The sequence below is a fragment of the Faecalibacterium sp. i25-0019-C1 genome, from assembly GCF_042854225.1.
GTDB classification, from domain to species: domain Bacteria; phylum Bacillota; class Clostridia; order Oscillospirales; family Ruminococcaceae; genus Faecalibacterium; species Faecalibacterium taiwanense.
The window spans coordinates 2,735,429-2,750,489 of sequence record NZ_AP031428.1; the positions used below are offsets into that span (position 1 = coordinate 2,735,429).

13 protein-coding genes and 1 riboswitch are annotated in these 15,061 nt (G+C 59.3%); of the genes, 3 read left to right on the forward strand and 10 right to left on the reverse strand.

Annotated features, from left to right (window positions below; genetic code table 11):
* Window positions 1-104 precede the first annotated feature (104 nt).
* From nagB to ACGHUK_RS13525, 4 genes are all read right to left on the reverse strand, one after another.
* On the reverse strand, window positions 105-833 hold the full coding sequence (gene nagB, locus ACGHUK_RS13510) for a glucosamine-6-phosphate deaminase (protein ID WP_390574508.1): 729 nt from the start codon (window positions 831-833) through the stop codon (window positions 105-107).
* 230 nt (window positions 834-1,063) lie between these two features.
* Window positions 1,064-1,960: an L-serine ammonia-lyase, iron-sulfur-dependent, subunit alpha gene (gene sdaAA / locus ACGHUK_RS13515; protein WP_390575819.1), complete on the reverse strand. Its 897-nt coding sequence runs from the start codon at window positions 1,958-1,960 to the stop codon at window positions 1,064-1,066.
* A gap of 19 nt (window positions 1,961-1,979) precedes the next feature.
* Window positions 1,980-2,648 carry an L-serine ammonia-lyase, iron-sulfur-dependent subunit beta gene (gene sdaAB / locus ACGHUK_RS13520; RefSeq protein WP_097780989.1) on the reverse strand — a complete coding sequence of 223 codons (669 nt, stop codon included), beginning with the start codon at window positions 2,646-2,648 and terminating at the stop codon, window positions 1,980-1,982.
* A gap of 39 nt (window positions 2,649-2,687) precedes the next feature.
* Window positions 2,688-3,908, reverse strand: a complete 1,221-nt coding sequence (locus tag ACGHUK_RS13525) for a dicarboxylate/amino acid:cation symporter (protein ID WP_097780990.1) — start codon at window positions 3,906-3,908, stop codon at window positions 2,688-2,690.
* Window positions 3,909-4,117: 209 nt separating this feature from the next.
* Here ACGHUK_RS13525 and ACGHUK_RS13530 point away from each other — a divergent pair, with 209 nt between their 5' ends.
* A complete protein-coding gene (locus ACGHUK_RS13530; protein ID WP_005936828.1) occupies window positions 4,118-5,011 on the forward strand; it encodes a LysR family transcriptional regulator in 894 nt (297 codons plus the stop codon).
* Window positions 5,012-5,134: 123 nt separating this feature from the next.
* Here ACGHUK_RS13530 and ACGHUK_RS13535 read toward each other — a convergent pair whose 3' ends face one another.
* The 5 genes from ACGHUK_RS13535 to ACGHUK_RS13555 form a co-directional block, all read right to left on the reverse strand.
* Window positions 5,135-6,490, reverse strand: a complete 1,356-nt coding sequence (locus ACGHUK_RS13535; protein WP_097777045.1) for a GntP family permease — start codon at window positions 6,488-6,490, stop codon at window positions 5,135-5,137.
* A gap of 207 nt (window positions 6,491-6,697) precedes the next feature.
* Window positions 6,698-8,485, reverse strand: a complete 1,788-nt coding sequence (ilvD, locus tag ACGHUK_RS13540) for a dihydroxy-acid dehydratase (protein WP_390574509.1) — start codon at window positions 8,483-8,485, stop codon at window positions 6,698-6,700.
* A 306-nt stretch (window positions 8,486-8,791) separates the two neighbouring features.
* The gene (locus tag ACGHUK_RS13545; RefSeq protein ID WP_371292419.1) at window positions 8,792-9,499 is read right to left on the reverse strand and encodes a FadR/GntR family transcriptional regulator; all 708 of its coding nucleotides are present in this window, start codon (window positions 9,497-9,499) and stop codon (window positions 8,792-8,794) included.
* Between the two features lie 100 nt (window positions 9,500-9,599).
* Window positions 9,600-11,117: an alanine/glycine:cation symporter family protein gene (locus tag ACGHUK_RS13550; protein WP_390509735.1), complete on the reverse strand. Its 1,518-nt coding sequence runs from the start codon at window positions 11,115-11,117 to the stop codon at window positions 9,600-9,602.
* A 131-nt stretch (window positions 11,118-11,248) separates the two neighbouring features.
* A riboswitch (glycine riboswitch) is annotated at window positions 11,249-11,350 on the reverse strand.
* A gap of 198 nt (window positions 11,351-11,548) precedes the next feature.
* Window positions 11,549-11,731, reverse strand: a complete 183-nt coding sequence (locus ACGHUK_RS13555; RefSeq protein WP_044953367.1) for a hypothetical protein — start codon at window positions 11,729-11,731, stop codon at window positions 11,549-11,551.
* Between the two features lie 76 nt (window positions 11,732-11,807).
* Between ACGHUK_RS13555 and ACGHUK_RS13560 the strand changes: the two genes are divergently transcribed.
* Entirely contained in the window at window positions 11,808-12,722 is a 915-nt protein-coding gene (locus tag ACGHUK_RS13560; RefSeq protein ID WP_390574510.1) for a hypothetical protein, read from the forward strand.
* Here ACGHUK_RS13560 and ACGHUK_RS13565 read toward each other — a convergent pair.
* Window positions 12,629-14,065 (reverse strand): PLP-dependent aminotransferase family protein, encoded by a 1,437-nt coding sequence (locus ACGHUK_RS13565; RefSeq protein WP_120081334.1) that lies wholly within the window; start codon window positions 14,063-14,065, stop codon window positions 12,629-12,631. The two genes, ACGHUK_RS13560 and ACGHUK_RS13565, sit on opposite strands and share 94 nt — an antisense overlap.
* Window positions 14,066-14,280: 215 nt before the next feature.
* On the opposite strand from ACGHUK_RS13565, the gene ACGHUK_RS13570 reads away from it, so the two are divergent.
* The gene (locus tag ACGHUK_RS13570) at window positions 14,281-14,934 is read left to right on the forward strand and encodes an ECF transporter S component (protein WP_223388517.1); all 654 of its coding nucleotides are present in this window, start codon (window positions 14,281-14,283) and stop codon (window positions 14,932-14,934) included.
* Window positions 14,935-15,061 lie beyond the last annotated feature (127 nt).

Below are 15,061 nucleotides of genomic sequence, written 5' to 3' on the forward strand. Positions count from 1 at the left end.
GTCATATATAAAAGAATACCGCCTTTTTGCGCGATTGTAAAGCCGTTGGCAGCAAAAAACTGCCGCACGGCATTGCACCGTGCGGCAGTTAGAGCGCGGAACGATCAGATCAGGCTCAGAGCTTCCTCGTCGCCCACCAGCGTGAAGTCCGGATGCATCTGCAGGATGCTTGCGGGCACCTCCGGAGTGACGGGGCCGAAGAATGCCTTCTTGACGATCTCGGCCTTGCCTGCGCCGTTTGCCACCATGAGCACCTTGCGTGCCTGCATGATGGTCTTGATGCCCATGGTATAGGCCTGCTTTGGCACCAGATCCACATTGCCGTCAAAGAAGCGCTTGTTTGCCTCAATGGTCTCGGGGGTCAGATCCACGCAGTGGGTCTCCAGCTCAAAGGCTTCGCCCGGCTCATTGAAGCCGATGTGGCCGTCGTGGCCGATGCCCAGCAGCTGCAGGTCGATGCCGCCCACAGCGTGGATGATCTGGTTGTACTTTGCGCAGGCATCCTCTGCATCGGGGTTGGTGCCGTCCGGCAGGTTGATCTTTGCAGGGTCGATGTTCACCTTGTCGAACAGGTTGCGGTGCATGAAGCTCCAGTAGCTTTCCGGGTGCTCCTTGGGCAGGCCGCGGTACTCGTCCAGATTGACGGTGGTCACCTCAGAAAAATCGATGTCGCCCTTGTTGTACCAGTCCACCAGCTGTGCATACGCGCCCACGGGGGTGCCGCCGGTCGCCAGACCCAGCACGCAGTTGGGCTTCATAATGACCTGTGCCGAAATGATATTGGCTGCCTTGCGGGACATATCCGCATAATCTTTTGCACGAATGATCTTCATTACAAACGACCTCACTTATCATCTTTTTTCCGCTCTGCACGGGCTGCGCAGAGCACTTCTGCGTTTAGTTTATCACATTTCGCAGACAAGCGCCAGTCATCCCGGCCATCTTTTCGGTGTGTTTGCACAAAAAGATGCAAAGCCCCGCTGTTTGGGCCGGCATTTCCGGTCACGAACGCGCAAAAACGCCGCCGGGCGTTTCCACACCGGCGGCGCTGCATGTTGAAAGATCAGTTTCCGCTGCACAGGCCGCAGGCGGCACAGGCGGCGGGGGTGGCGGCACAGGCGGCGGGGGTGGCGGCACAGCCGCCAAGGGCGGTCTCGCGCAGCTCGGCGGGCAGGCGCTTGCCCACGGCGTACATGGCGTCCAGCATCTGGTCGAAGGGGATCAGCTGGCGGATGCCGCTCAGGGACAGTTCTGCTGCAATGAGGGCGTTGGCCACACCGGCAGCGTTGCGGTTCTGGCAGGGGTACTCCACCAGCCCGCCTACGGGGTCGCACACAAGGCCCAGCATGTTCATCAGCACGGTGGAAGCTGCATCCAGACACTGCTGCGGGTTGCCGCCCATCAGCTCCACGGCGGCAGAAGCAGCCATAGCAGACGCAATGCCCACCTCGGCCTGACAGCCGCCCACGGCACCGGCCACGGTGGCGTTGCGCATGGCAAGATAGCCCACGGCACCGGCGTTGAACAGGGCATCCACGATGCGCTGGTCGGAGATGCGGTAGCACTCCTGCAGGGCCAGCATCATGCCCGGCACCACGCCTGCAGAGCCTGCGGTGGGTGCAGCCACGATCAGGCCCATGGAAGCGTTCACTTCCAGCACGGCCATGGCGTAGGTCATGGCCTTCTGCAGCACGTCGCCGCAGATGTTTTTCTTCTTATTATAATGTGTCTCCAGCTTTTTGGCCTCGCCGCCAATGAGCCCGCCCATGGATTTGATGGGCTTTTTCAGCGGCTGGGTGGCAGAAGCGTGCATGATCTCCCATGCCTTTGCCATGCGGTGGTCCACAGCATCCCGGGGCGTTTCGCCCAGCAGGCATTCCCGCTGGCGCATCACTTCCGAAATGGGCAGTTGGTTTTCCTCACACAGGTCCAGCAGCTCCTTGGCGGACTTGAAATCCATGTTCATCGCTCGTCCCTCCTTACGGCTGCACGACCATTACATCGTTGATGTTCGGGTTTGCCAGCAGCAGCTGATCCACACCCTCGGGCAGGCGCTCATCCGACTCCACGATGGTGTAAGCCGTGTGCCCCTTTTCCTCGCGGAACAGACGCATGAACGCGATGTTCACGCTGCGGTCGCTGAGGATCTTGGTGATGTGGGCCACCACGCCGGGCTTGTCCTTCTGCACCACGATGAGGGCATTGTACTCGCCGGTAAAGTCCACCTCCACGCCGTTGATCCGCACGATGCGCACCTTGCCGCCGCCAAGCGATTCACCGCGCACGGTCATCACCTGACCGGCCGCATTCTCCATGCGGATATCCACCGTGTTGGGGTGGATGTCGGTCTCCACCTCATTGGGGGTGAAGCTGTAGCCAAGGCCGCGGTCGGTGGCAATGGCAAAGGAATCCCGGATGCGGGTATCATCGGCCGAAAAGCCCATGATGCCGCCCAGCAGGGCGCGGTCGGTACCATGGCCGTGGTAGGTTTTGGCAAAGGAGCCGTAGAGGGTAAAGTCCGCCCGCTTCAGCGGCGGGGTGATCATCTTCTGTGCCAGAAAGGCGATGATCTCCGCACCTGCGGTGTGGGAGCTGGAGGGGCCGATCATGTTCGGGCCCAGAACATCAAAAACACTGATAAATGCCATGGGGTGTCACTCCTGTCAGGTCAAGAACCGCGCCGCGCATCAGACGCTTGCGCTGCTCTTGTTGATGAACTTCTGGTAGATGGTCTCCACGATCACGCCGATGGCGTTGTCGCCGGAGACGTTGCAGGCAGTGCCGAAGGAATCCTGCGTGATGTACAGAGCCACCATGATGGCGCAGATGGGGCCATTGGGGTCACCGGCCTCAGCGCCAAAGATCATGTACAGGAAGGGCAGAGCGGTCATGATGGAGCCGCCGGGAGCACCGGGAGAAGCCACCATGGCAACGCCCAGCGTCATGATGAAGGGCACCACGGTAGCAAGGCTGATGGGCAGCTGGTTCATCAGGCAGACGGCAGTTGCGCAGGCGGTAATGGTGATCATGGAGCCTGCCATGTGGATATTTGCGCACAGAGGCACCACGAAGTTGCGGATCTGCTCGCTCACGCCGTCAGCCGCAGCGCACTGCAGGTTGACCGGGATGGTGGCTGCAGAGGACTGAGTGCCCAGAGCGGTGGTGTAGCCGGGGATCTGGTTGCGGATCATCTTGAAGGGGCTCTTGTGGCTCACAGCGCCTGCAACGCAGAACTGCAGGAAGATGCAGACCAGATGCATGATGATGACCACCAGGAACACCTTCCACAAGATGCCCAGAATGGCGTAGGTCTTGCCGGACTTGGTCATGTCGATGAAGGTACCGCAGACGTACAGGGGCAGCAGCGGGATGATGACGCTGTGCAGCACCTGATCGATGATGCCGGAGAAGTCCTTCATGCCATTATAAAGTGTATCACCGATGGTCTTGCCGCGCAAGGTGGACAGGCACAGGCCCAGCACGAAGGCCAGCACCACGGCAGACAGGGTGTCCAGCAGCGGAGGGATGGAGATGGAGATGTAGCTGACCAGAGAGTTGTCAGCCGTGGCGGCGATCTGTTCCAGAGCGCCTTCGCTCATGAAGCTGGGGAACAGGCTTGCAGACACCAGATAGGATGCCGAGCCTGCGATCAGGGTGGAGCCGTAGGCCAGAGCCACCGTGATGAGCAGCAGCTTGCCTGCGCCGCTCTTCAGGTCGGCAATGCCCATGGTGACGTAGGCCACGATCATCAGCGGGATGATGAACTTCAGGAACGAGCTGAAGATGCTGGATGCCGTGACGACGACCCGGCAGAACCACACCGGGAAGAACTGGCCGATGATGATGCCCAGCACGATGGCGATGAGCAGCTTCGGCAGCAGTCCGAGCTTGAATTTTTTCTTTTCCATAAGAATAAAATCCTCCTTTTCCTATCCTGACCTTTGTGCAGCACCTGACAGCGCTCTCTCCGCCGCAGCCCGCACGGCCAGCCTTTCACGAAACGTCAAATTTTCACTTGACGTGTTGACACATTTAGTTTAACATAGACATATGCATGATTCAAATTCATAAAAATAAAGTTATGGTTTAAAAATCTTAATAGTAAGGGAGCTTTGCCATGGAAGTGCGCCAGCTGAACACCCTGATCCGTGCCGCCCAGTTCCAGAGCTTTTCCAAGGCAGCGGAAAGTCTGGGCTATTCCCAGTCTGCCGTTACCGTGCAGATCAAAGCGCTGGAAGAAGAGCTGGGTGTGCGCCTGTTCGACCGCATGGGCAAGCGGGTGATCCTGACCGCACAGGGTCAGTGCTTTCTGGAATACGCCAACAGCATTCTGGATACCATCCACAACGCCCGCCGCGCCCTGAGCGAGGATGCCGAACTGGAGGGCTGCCTGCACATCGGCACGCTGGAATCTCTCTGCTTTTTCCGTCTGCCCGGCCTGATGCATCAGTTCCGGGTGGAACACCCCAAAGTCAGCCTTCGGGTCACTACCGGCTCCCCGGAAGAGCTGATCGAAAAGATGGAGCGCGGCGAGGTGGACCTCATCTGCATTCTGGACGAGCCGCGCTACTCCAACAGCTGGCACAAATGCAACGAGATCCCGGAGGAGGTGGTGTTCGTGGCTTCCCCGGACATCGATCTGGGCCACCCCGGCCCGTACCGGGTGGCAGAGCTTCTGGACAAGCCCTTTTTCCTCACCGAACGCAATGCCAACTATCGCCGCACCTTTGACCGGTTTCTGGCTTCCCGCCAGATCGAGCTGACCCCCAGCCTTGAGATCAGCGATACCTCCTTTATCATCAAGATGCTGGAGCGCTCCTCCGGCATTTCCCTGCTGCCGCGCTTCGCTGTGGCCGAGCCTGCGTCCAGAGGAGATCTGCGCATTCTGGAGGTGTCGGACTTCCGGCTGACCATGTACCGCCAAATGTTCTACCACAAGGATAAATGCTGCACCCGGGAAATGGACGCCTTCATCCAGCTGGCCTCCGGGCCGGACCTTCCGCTTTTATAATACAGAAAGCAGCAGACCCCCGGACGGTAAACCGCCCGGGGGTCTGCTGTGCTGAGGAGATCTCAGGAATTTGCAAAGCATTGCGCAGACTGTGTGCAGGCACAGCCCCGCAGATGAGGATGATCAAGCAAAGAAGGAGATGATGAGTGCTACCAGGAAGCCCACACCGCCAACCAGAGTTTCCATGATGGTCCAGGTCTTGAGGGTGGTCTTTTCGTCCATGCCCACAAGGCTCTTCACCAGCCAGAAGCCGGAGTCGTTAAAGTGGGAGCACACGGTGGAGCCGCCGGCGATGGCAGCGGTGACGCAGGCCAGATACAGCGGGCTGAGTTCGCTGATGCCGGGCATGGCGGAGATGATGCCTGCTGCCATGGTCATAGCCACGGTAGAGGAACCAACGGAGATGCGCACCAGAGCAGCCACGATGAAGGCCACCAGAACCAGCGGCAGGCTGGCGTTTGCCACGGCGTTGCCGATGACGTCGCCCAGACCGGAGTTCTGCAGCATGTAGCGCAGCACGCCGCCGCAGGCAGTGACCAGCAGGATCATGCCGGTGGGCTCAAGGGACTTGGTCATGATCTTTTCCAGCTGGGCATTGTTATAGCCGTGACGGGTGCCCAGCAGATACATAGCAGCGATGGTAGCCAGCAGCAGAGCCATGAAGGGCTCACCGAGGAAGGCCAGAACGGGCTGGATGCCAGCCAGAGCGGGCACCACCTTTGCCACGGAGTTTGCAATGATGAGGACCAGCGGGATCAGGATGATGCCCACGATGGTGCCGAACTTGGGCAGCTTGCTCTCGTCGATGTCTGCCTGCTGTGCAACGTGCTCGGGCACCTCGATCATATACTTCTTGCCGCAGATGGAGCCCCAGATGGGACCGGCAGCGATCATAGCGAAGATGCCGCAGAAGATGCCGATGAGGATGACCCAGCCCAGATCAACGCCCAGCATGCTGGCCACCAGAACGGGGCCCGGCGTGGGAGGGATGAAGGCGTGGCCGACAGCCAGACCGGCCAGCAGAGGGATGACATAGTACAGGACCGAGCGCTTGGTGCGCTTTGCCAGAGAGAAGGCCAGCGGAATCAGGATGATCAGACCGGCATCAAAGAACACCGGCATGGCCACCACCAGACCTGTGATACCCAGCGCCCATGCGGCTTTTTCGTCGCCGAACTTGCGCACCATGGTCACGGCCAGCGTCTGTGCGCCGCCGGATTCTTCCAGAATGGCACCGAACATGGAGCCAAGGCCCACCAGAAGAGCGATGCCCTTTAAGGTGTTGCCGATGCCTTCGTTGACCGAGCCGATGATGTCAGACAGGGGCATACCGGCCATCAGGCCGATGCCCACCGCACCGATCAGGATGGAGATCATGGCGTGGACTTTGAACTTGATGATAAGGATGAGCAAAAGGATCAGGCCCGCCACCGCGGCGAACACGAGCCGTGCGGCGTCCGGGGTTGCAACAGCTGTCATAAACGTTTCCTCCATTTTTTGATGTTTTGTGTGCTTTGGGTCTTATTTCAGCGCCGTCCCCGCAGACGGACACCGGATTTCGATGGTTTTTATAGGTGAAGCAATATCCGCTTTTTTGTTTTTGGCGTAACTTTATCCGGACCGTTCAGCCAAAAAACGCTGAACAGTTGATTTTTGTTTTTGGTTTTTATCGCAAACGAAGCGTTTTTACTCCATATATGCACCCTTCATGGGGCTGACGGCGTGCTGAGAGTAGAGCTTCAGCAGGCCCTTGGTGTACTTGGGAGCCTTGGGCTTCCAGTTGGCACGGCGCTGGGCAAGGATAGCCTCCATCTCTTCGGGGGTCTTTTCCTCACCGTTCACGCCCACGATGGCAAGCTGGCGGTTCGGCACATCGATGCGGATGAGATCGCCCTCTTCCACCAGAGCGATGGGGCCGCCCACAGCGGCCTCCGGGCTGACATGGCCGATGACCGGGCCGCGGCTTGCGCCGGAGAAGCGGCCGTCGGTGATGAGCGCCACGCTGGAAGCCAGCTTCGGGTCGGCGCAGATGGCCTCGCCGGTGTAGAACATCTCGGGCATGCCGCTGCCGCGGGGGCCTTCGTAACGGATGAAGATGGCATCTCCGGGCTGGACCTGCTTGTTCAGAACGGCACTGATGCACTCTTCCTCGCTGTCAAAGGGCTTTGCGCGCAGGGTGGCGTGGAACATGTTCTTGGGGCAGGCAGTGTGCTTGATGACACTGCCCTCCGGGGCCAGATTGCCCTTCAGGATAGCGATGCTGCCGTCGGTGCCCTTGGCGTTGTTAAAGCTGTGGATGATATCCTCGCGGGTGACTTTGATGCCCAGACCCTTGGTCTTTTCCTGCAGGATCTCGTCGCAGTGCTCGTAGAAGCCGCTCTTCTTCAGGTCTTCCAGGTTTTCGCCCAGCGTCTTGCCGGTGACAGTCATCACGTCCAGATGCAGCATGGACTTGATCTCTTCCATCACGCGGGGCACGCCGCCTGCATAGTAGAAGTACTGTGCGGGCCAGTCGCCGGAGGGACGGATGTTCAGCAGATAGTGTGCGCCGCGGTGCATCCGGTCAAAGGTGTCGGCATCGATCTCAAAGCCGAACTCGTGTGCAATGGCGGGCAGATGCATGGTGGCATTGGTGGAGCCGGAGATGGCGGCGTGCACCATGATGGCGTTTTCAAAGCTCTTCATGGTAACGATGTCCTTGGCCTTGATGCCCTCGGCCACCAGCTTCATCACCTGAACGCCGGCATCATAGGCAGCCTGCTTCAGCTCCGGGGCGGTGGCCGGCATCAGGGCGGTGCCCGGCAGCATCAGGCCCAATGCCTCGGCCATGATCTGCATGGTAGAAGCGGTGCCCATAAAGGAGCAAGCACCGCAGCTGGGGCAGGCGTTGTGCTTGTAGTAGTCCAGCTGCTCGTTGGGGATGACGCCCGTCTTTTCCCATGCGTCGAACTTGCCAATCTGTTCCAGCGTCAGCAGGTCGTTGATGGCGCAGGCGGGGTCGTTGACCACGTACTTCTTGGGCAGGGTGTGGGCTTCCATCACGCCGCCGGTGACCACGATGGCGCTCATATCCTTCAGGCGGCCAATGCTCATCAGCATGGCGGGCATGGACTTGTCGCAGCTGGCGATGAACACGCCGCCGTCGTACACGGTGGCGTTGGCCTGAGCTTCCACCAGATTCACGATGGCGTCACGGTGGGGCAGCGAGTAGTTGATGCCGTCGTGGCCCTGTGCGATACCGTCGCACATATCGGTTGCAAAATAGCGTGCAGCCTTGCCGCCGTGGGTGTTGACTGCCTGTACAGCCTCCTTCACGAACTGATCCAGATGGGCGCTGCCGGGGTGGCTGTCGCCAAAGGTGCTCTCCACCATGATCTGGGGCTTTGCAAGGTCGTCCACCTTCCAGCCCATGCCGATCTTCAGCGGATCGTTTTCCGGTGCCAGTTTACGCACTGCCTGAGAACGCAGTTCCATGATCATACCTCCAAAATACTCTTTTTTCTGCTTTGCAAATCGTCCTTTTGACTGTCGGACATCTTACATATTCATTTTAATCGACTCCCGCCTCGTTTGCAAGTTGTCGCAGTCAGAACCCACTTTATAACAATAACCAGCCCATTTTTTCGTGCACATTGCCCTTAAATCTTGGATACATCATATAATCTAACCAGTTTTTCGACTTTTCTGTGTCATTCGTCTTGAAAAGTCATCAGACAACTTCAAACGTAAAAAGTCCCCGCACAGACCTTGCACTGTGCGGGGACGTAAAATGCGGCGGCGTCAGGTTTCCCATTCGCCGTCGTAAAGCTTTCGGATGCAGTTGCGGTTGAAGTTCAGGTGCATCACCATGGCAGACCGGGCACCAATGGAGTCATGCCGGGCAATGGCTTCGGTGATCATGCGGTGGGTCAGGATGGTCTCCTCCGTCAGCTTTTTGTGGGTGACGTTCACGAACATCATGACCGCCGTATCGATAATGGGGATGAGCTGCTCCACCACCATGTTCTTGCTGCTCTCGGCGATGCAGGTATGGAATGCGATGTCGTCCTCAATGTACAGATCACCGCTGTGGATCTTGCTCTCCACCCGGTCGCACAGGCGCTGGATGCGCTCGATGTCCTCGTCGGAAGCGTTCAGCGCTGCCATCTCGGCCATGCCCGGTTCCAGCAGCAGGCGCACGTTCACCAGATCCAGTGCCAGCGCGTTCTTGTCCTGCACGCTGCGCAGGTTCAGCGGGTCCGAAAGGCCCTTGGCGGTCGTGACCACATAGGTGCCGGAGCCCCGCCGCACCTCCACGATGCCCTTGCTGGAAAGCAGCTTCACGGCTTCGCGCACCGTGCTGCGGCCCACACCGAATTTTTCGCCCAGCTCAAATTCATTGGGCAACTTGGCTCCCGGTTCCAGCGGGGTATCCAGAATATAGTGGTAAATTTCGTCCTCCACCTGTTCGGCAAGGAGTTTGTTTTTCAGATGGGAAAATTCGCTCATGGTTGTTCCCTCCCCTGTTTTTTTAATTTATTATAAGGCAGGGCAGCAGACAAAAGCAAGGGCTGTCCTCATTCACAGACAGCCCTTGCTTTTGGGTATTTTATTCGTTTGCGGCCTTTTCCAGCTCCGCTTCCTCTGCGGCGGCTTCGGCCTCCTCCTGCTTCTGGTACTCCAGGAAAGCCGACCACATGGGTTCGATGTCCTTGCCCTTCACCCGGCGGTCGAAGTAGTTGCGGGTGATGTCCACCACAGTGCCGGACAGCACCAGCACGCCGATCAGGTTCGGGATCATCATCAGACCGTTGAAAGTATCGGAAAGATCCCACGCAAGGCCCAGCTTCATGGTGGCACCCACCACGGTCATGCACACAAAGACCACCTTGTAGATGCGGCTGCCGGTGGTGCCGAAGAGATACTCCACGGCCTTGGTGCCGTAGTGGCTCCAGCCCAGCGTAGTGGAGTAGGCAAACAACAGAATGGAAACAGCAATGAACTTGGGGCCAAAGCTGCCAAATGCGGCGGTGAAGGCCTGACCCACCAATGCGTTGTCCTGCACACCGGCCAGTACAGCGCCGCTCTGCAGGTCCACCACGCCGGTGGTCAGGATGACCAGAGCAGTGAGCGTGCAGACCACGATGGTATCGGCAAACACCTCAAACACGCCCCACATGCCCTGATGCACCGGCTCCTTGACGTTGGAAGCGGAGTTGACCATGACGGCAGAGCCGAGACCGGCTTCGTTGGAGAAGGCACCGCGCTTGAAGCCCCAGGTGATGGTTTGGCTGATGCCGTAGCCCAGCGCACCGCCGCCTGCCGCGTTCAGGTTGAACGCACCCTTGAAAATAGCCGCAAATGCCGCTGGGATGTTGCCCGCGTGCAGCACTACGATGATGAGCGCGCCTGCAATGTAGAACAGGGCCATGAGCGGCACTAGCTTTTCGGTAACAGCGGCAACGCGCTTCAAACCGCCAATGACGATAAGGGCCGTGATCACCATCAGGCACAGGCCGGTGACGAGGGTCGGTACGCCAAAAGCAGCGTTCATGTTGCCCGCGATGGAATTGATCTGGCTCATGTTGCCAATGCCGAAGGAAGCCAGAATGCAGAAGCAGGCAAACAACACTGCCAGCACCTTGCCCAGCTGTTTGCAGCCCTTCTTTGCGCCAAGACCATCGGTGAGGTAGTACATGGCACCGCCCGACCACTCGCCTTTTTCGTTTTTGCGGCGGTAGTACACGCCCAGCACATTCTCCGAAAAGCTGGTCATCATGCCAAGCAATGCCATGACCCACATCCAGAAGATGGCTCCCGGCCCACCGGAAACGATGGCCGTTGCCACACCCACGATGTTGCCGGTGCCGATGGTGCCCGCCAGCGCCGTGCACATGCTCTGGAACTGGCTGATGGCCATATCCTCCTTGCTGGTGTGCGCGGTGATGTCCTTGTTGGTGAAGATCGCGCCGATGGTGTGCCGGAGCCAGTAGCCCATTTTGCGGAACTGGAAAAAGCCCGTGCGGGCGCTCATCCAGAAGCCGGTGCAGAACAGCAGTGCCAGACCAAACGGCCCCCACACCACGCCATTGATGGCATTGTTCACCTGCGTGATCATCTCGACCATTCTCTCTTTCCCCCTATACACAAAACAAAAGCGGACAGAACCCACCAAAGGCTCTGCCCGCAAAATTCGGAGCGCTCTCATTTTCCGCAGCCGGGGTGCGCCGCATTTCCGGCTGCGCCCCATTGCGCAAAGACGATGGCTCTGTCCTTTTGCCTGAGAGATACAGCCGCTTTCCCTGCGGCCTTACACCTTCGGCACCCACTTTACAAGCGGGCTTCTCCAGAGTGCACGGTCTTTCCCCGCCGTGCACGTCTTTTTCAGTTCTTCTGGCGCACAGTTGTACGCGATAGAAAGACTATACCATATTCTGTCCTTGTGCGCAAGACATTTTGTATATCATACGCTGCTTTTTCATCTGTTATGCCGACAGATGAATTTTGTTTTGGTATTACTTTCGTCCTTCCTCATCATAGCGCTGCCATAAATTTATTTTACTTTTCTTTTGGCTCCGCGCCTTCAAACCCCCGGGCTTTGCCATCCGGGCTGGCATCGCCGTTTTCTTTCGCGGTCTCATAAGAATCTGTGCCGTAATAGGCGCTGGCGGGGCCGATCTCCAGCCAGAAGTTCTCCCGTTCTTTCTCTGTGGTCGGTGCTGTCTCTTTTTTGTTTTTCATCTGCAAACGCCTCCTTTTCTGCATAAAGTCTTGCCTGCAGGCCAAAGCTTTATGCAAAGGAAAGGCGGTGTATCCCATGCGCAGTGGAGGTTGGAAGCCCTTTTGGGCAGCACTGTTTGCTTCGCTGCTGGTGCTGGTGCCGCTGGTGGGCGGCACGGTGCTGCTGTCCCGTCAGCAGCTGCGCACCCAGCTGCGGCAGGCTGCCCGCAGCGAGAGCGGTGTGCCCATCCAGCTGCCCAAGACCACCGACCAGCTCACTGTGCTGCTGTGCGTCTCCGGCGAACAGCCCGGCTTTGTGCTGGCCTACCTGAACGCCAGCCAGAACTGCGTGCATCTGCTCAGCGTGCCTGCCGTGCTCACCGTGCCTTTTGCAGAAGAAGAAACATCCCTTGCCCGCTGCTATTCCGCCGCTGGCCCAGCCCGCTGCCGCGAAGCGCTGGCACAGGTGCTGGCCCTGCCGGAGGGCACAAGGTATCTGGCCTTTTCTCCCGATGTGCTGGAGCGCATTGCCAGCCGGTACGGGCCGGTGCGGGTAGGCTTTACCGGCGCACTGACCGAGGAAGAGCTTGCCCGCTATGGCCGCAGCCGGGCCGTGCAGGGCATTTCCGCCGGGGACGCGCACGAATTCCTGTGCCAGCTGCAGGCCGACGAAGCCTTTTCACCAGTACGCACCGCAGCGGCCCGCGCTGCCGTGTGGGATGCTTTTCTCCGGCAGGATCTGGACCTGCTGCCCGCCACCCTGCCGGATGCCCTGCGTGCCAGCAGTTCGGCCCTGCTCACCGACCTGACCGCGCTGGACTATGACGCTTTGGAACGCACACTGGAATTTCTTGCTAACAACAACGCCGCTGTGGCGGCGCAGGCCCTGCCTGGCCAGTGGAATGCCGCCAGCGGCACTTACACAGTCACGGATGCTTCCCGCGCTGCCATGCAGACCTTTTTCAATGTTTCGCCCACCGAGGCGCAGGCCTCGTCCTTCAGCGAGCCATAACCCAGCACCAGCGTGCCCGCCGCTGAGGGTGCTTCTCCGGTCAGGTCGTAATCGCTCAGCAGGCTCAGCTGCACGCCTTCGGCTTCCGCCGCGCAGCGCAGCGCAGCATCCGGCGGCGGGTCTTTGAGCTTTGCCAGCAGGTTCAGTCCGGTGTGCAGACCCGCAAGGGTCAGCTCGCCGGGAGCAAAGGCAGTGTTCAACGCTGCCGCCAGCGCGTCCCGCCGGGCCTTGTAGGCCACCCGCTCCCGGGCCAGATGCCGGGTGAAGTAGCCCTCGGTGATAAAGCGGGCCAGCGTCTGCTGCTCGAACCGGCTCACCGTGCCGGAGTAAAGGCGGTATTTTTTCCGCCATGCAGGCAGAAGATGCTCCGGCAGCACCATATAGGCGATACGGATGCTGGGAGCCAGACTGCGAGAGCAGGTGGAGAGGTACACCACCGGGCCGTCTGCACCCGCCATGCCCTGCAGGCTGGGCAGAGGCCGGGTATCAAAACGGAACTCCGAATCGTAATCATCTTCTATAATATACCGCCCGCCCGGCCTGCGGGCTGCCCAGTGCAGAAGCTCGGCCCTGCGGCCCGCAGGCATGGTAACGCCTGTGGGGAACTGGTGGCTGGGCGTGACGTAGCACACCGCTGCATCCGACCGGTTCAGTGCTTCCACCGAAAGGCCGTCCTCGTCCACCGGTAGGCAGCAGCAGTGCACACCGTTGTTCTGCAGCACCTGCAAAGCACGGGGGTAGCCCGGCGTTTCCACCGCTGCAGGGCCGGGCAGCAGCGGTGCCAGCAGGCCCAGCAGATATTCCAATCCCGCGCCCACCACGATCTGATGCGGCCCGCACTGCACACCGCGGTATTCAGAGAGATATTCCGCCAGTGCCTGCCGCAGGGCCGGGTCGCCCTGTGCATCGCCGTGGGTGAGCAGCTGGGGCGAGGAATAGAGCAGCTCCTTTTGCAGCCGCGCCCATGTGCGGAACGGGAACAGCTCCGGGTCTACCCCGCGGGTGGAAAGGTCGTACCGCACCGGCAGCACAGGCGGTTCCGGTTTTGGCGGTGCGGGCTGTTCCGGCCCGCCGGCAGGCCGGGACGGCAGGGCCAGATATTCCTGTACATAAAAGCCGCTGCGCTCCCGCGGTTCCAGATACCCTTCCGCCGCCAGCATCTGATAGGCGGCATCCACCGTATTCACCGAGACGGACAGCTCTGCCGCCAGCCGCCGCTTGCCGGGCATCCGGGTGCCCGCCGCAAGGGTGCCGCTTCGCATCTCTCCGGCAAGGCTGCGGTACAGCTGTTCGTACAGCGGCACGCCAGAAGAAGCATCCAGCGCCGTAGTCAGATGGACCATAAATTATCCCTCCTGTCTGGGTATCGCATCAAACTGACCCCATTAAAAAACTTTATTCTGGGTATTTTCATGGTGTCAGTTCTGCGTATAATAGGAGCATACCCGCTGGACACCCAAATGTCAAGTAGGATTGTAGGTAAGTGGTTGCGAAGCAATCAAAGCCCCAGTGGGGCTTTGATTGCCGCGGGAACGGAAATTTGGAGGGAGAGTAAATCATGTCTACTACTGCAATGTGGCTGCTTCTGGCAGTCGTTGTCATCGTCATTCTGTTTGCAAGTGTGCTGTACAAGCGCACCTTCACCACCAAGGAGCTGGCCATGACCGGTGTCATGGCCGCTTTAAGCCTTGTGGCCTATCTGTTCTTCCGTGTGCCGTTCTACGGCGGCTCTTCGTTCCATCTGGGCAACACCTTCACCGCCCTGACCGCCCTGCTGCTGGACGGTGTGTCCGGCGGTCTGGCCGGTGCCATTGGTCTGGCGCTGGCCGATATTCTGGCCGGTGACCCGGGCTACGCCGTCACCACCTTTGTGCTCAAGTTCATCATCGGCATCACCTGCGGTGCCGTGGCACACAAGGCATTCAAGTTGCGCGACCTCGACAAGCACAGCTCCGGCTATCTCGTCAAGGTGATCGTTTCTGCCGGTTCCGGCCTGCTGCTGAACGTGCTGACCGACCCGTTCCTTGGCTACTTCCGCAATGTGTACATCTTTGGTCAGGAATACACCGTGGCACAGGCGCTGACCAAAATTGCAGGCGGCGTCACCTTTGTAAACAGCGTGGCCTCCACCGTGTGTGCGGTCATCCTGTACCTCGCCCTGCGTCCGGCCCTGGAGCGTGCCGGTCTGCTGCCCAAGGGCGAAAAACACTAAGCGATCTCTCTATCCTGATACAGCACTGCTGCCCTCACCTGCCGGACTTCTCCTATCCTCCGGCGGTGGGGGCAGTGGTGTTTTTCGTGGACGACCTATCACACGGAACTCCTCCAGTCTCGCATTC

Excerpts from the sequence above, each read along its gene's own strand:
- nagB (WP_390574508.1), bottom strand. The coding sequence starts at position 833 with ATGAAGATCATTCGTGCAAAAGATTATGCGGATATGTCCCGCAAGGCA.
- sdaAA (WP_390575819.1), bottom strand. The coding sequence starts at position 1,960 with ATGGATTTCAAGTCCGCCAAGGAGCTGCTGGACCTGTGTGAGGAAAAC.
- sdaAB (WP_097780989.1), bottom strand. The coding sequence starts at position 2,648 with ATGGCATTTATCAGTGTTTTTGATGTTCTGGGCCCGAACATGATCGGC.
- ACGHUK_RS13525 (WP_097780990.1), bottom strand. The coding sequence starts at position 3,908 with ATGGAAAAGAAAAAATTCAAGCTCGGACTGCTGCCGAAGCTGCTCATC.
- ACGHUK_RS13530 (WP_005936828.1), top strand. The coding sequence starts at position 4,118 with ATGGAAGTGCGCCAGCTGAACACCCTGATCCGTGCCGCCCAGTTCCAG.
- ACGHUK_RS13535 (WP_097777045.1), bottom strand. The coding sequence starts at position 6,490 with ATGACAGCTGTTGCAACCCCGGACGCCGCACGGCTCGTGTTCGCCGCG.
- ilvD (WP_390574509.1), bottom strand. The coding sequence starts at position 8,485 with ATGGAACTGCGTTCTCAGGCAGTGCGTAAACTGGCACCGGAAAACGAT.
- ACGHUK_RS13545 (WP_371292419.1), bottom strand. The coding sequence starts at position 9,499 with ATGAGCGAATTTTCCCATCTGAAAAACAAACTCCTTGCCGAACAGGTG.
- ACGHUK_RS13550 (WP_390509735.1), bottom strand. The coding sequence starts at position 11,117 with ATGGTCGAGATGATCACGCAGGTGAACAATGCCATCAATGGCGTGGTG.
- ACGHUK_RS13555 (WP_044953367.1), bottom strand. The coding sequence starts at position 11,731 with ATGAAAAACAAAAAAGAGACAGCACCGACCACAGAGAAAGAACGGGAG.
- ACGHUK_RS13560 (WP_390574510.1), top strand. The coding sequence starts at position 11,808 with ATGCGCAGTGGAGGTTGGAAGCCCTTTTGGGCAGCACTGTTTGCTTCG.
- ACGHUK_RS13565 (WP_120081334.1), bottom strand. The coding sequence starts at position 14,065 with ATGGTCCATCTGACTACGGCGCTGGATGCTTCTTCTGGCGTGCCGCTG.
- ACGHUK_RS13570 (WP_223388517.1), top strand. The coding sequence starts at position 14,281 with ATGTCTACTACTGCAATGTGGCTGCTTCTGGCAGTCGTTGTCATCGTC.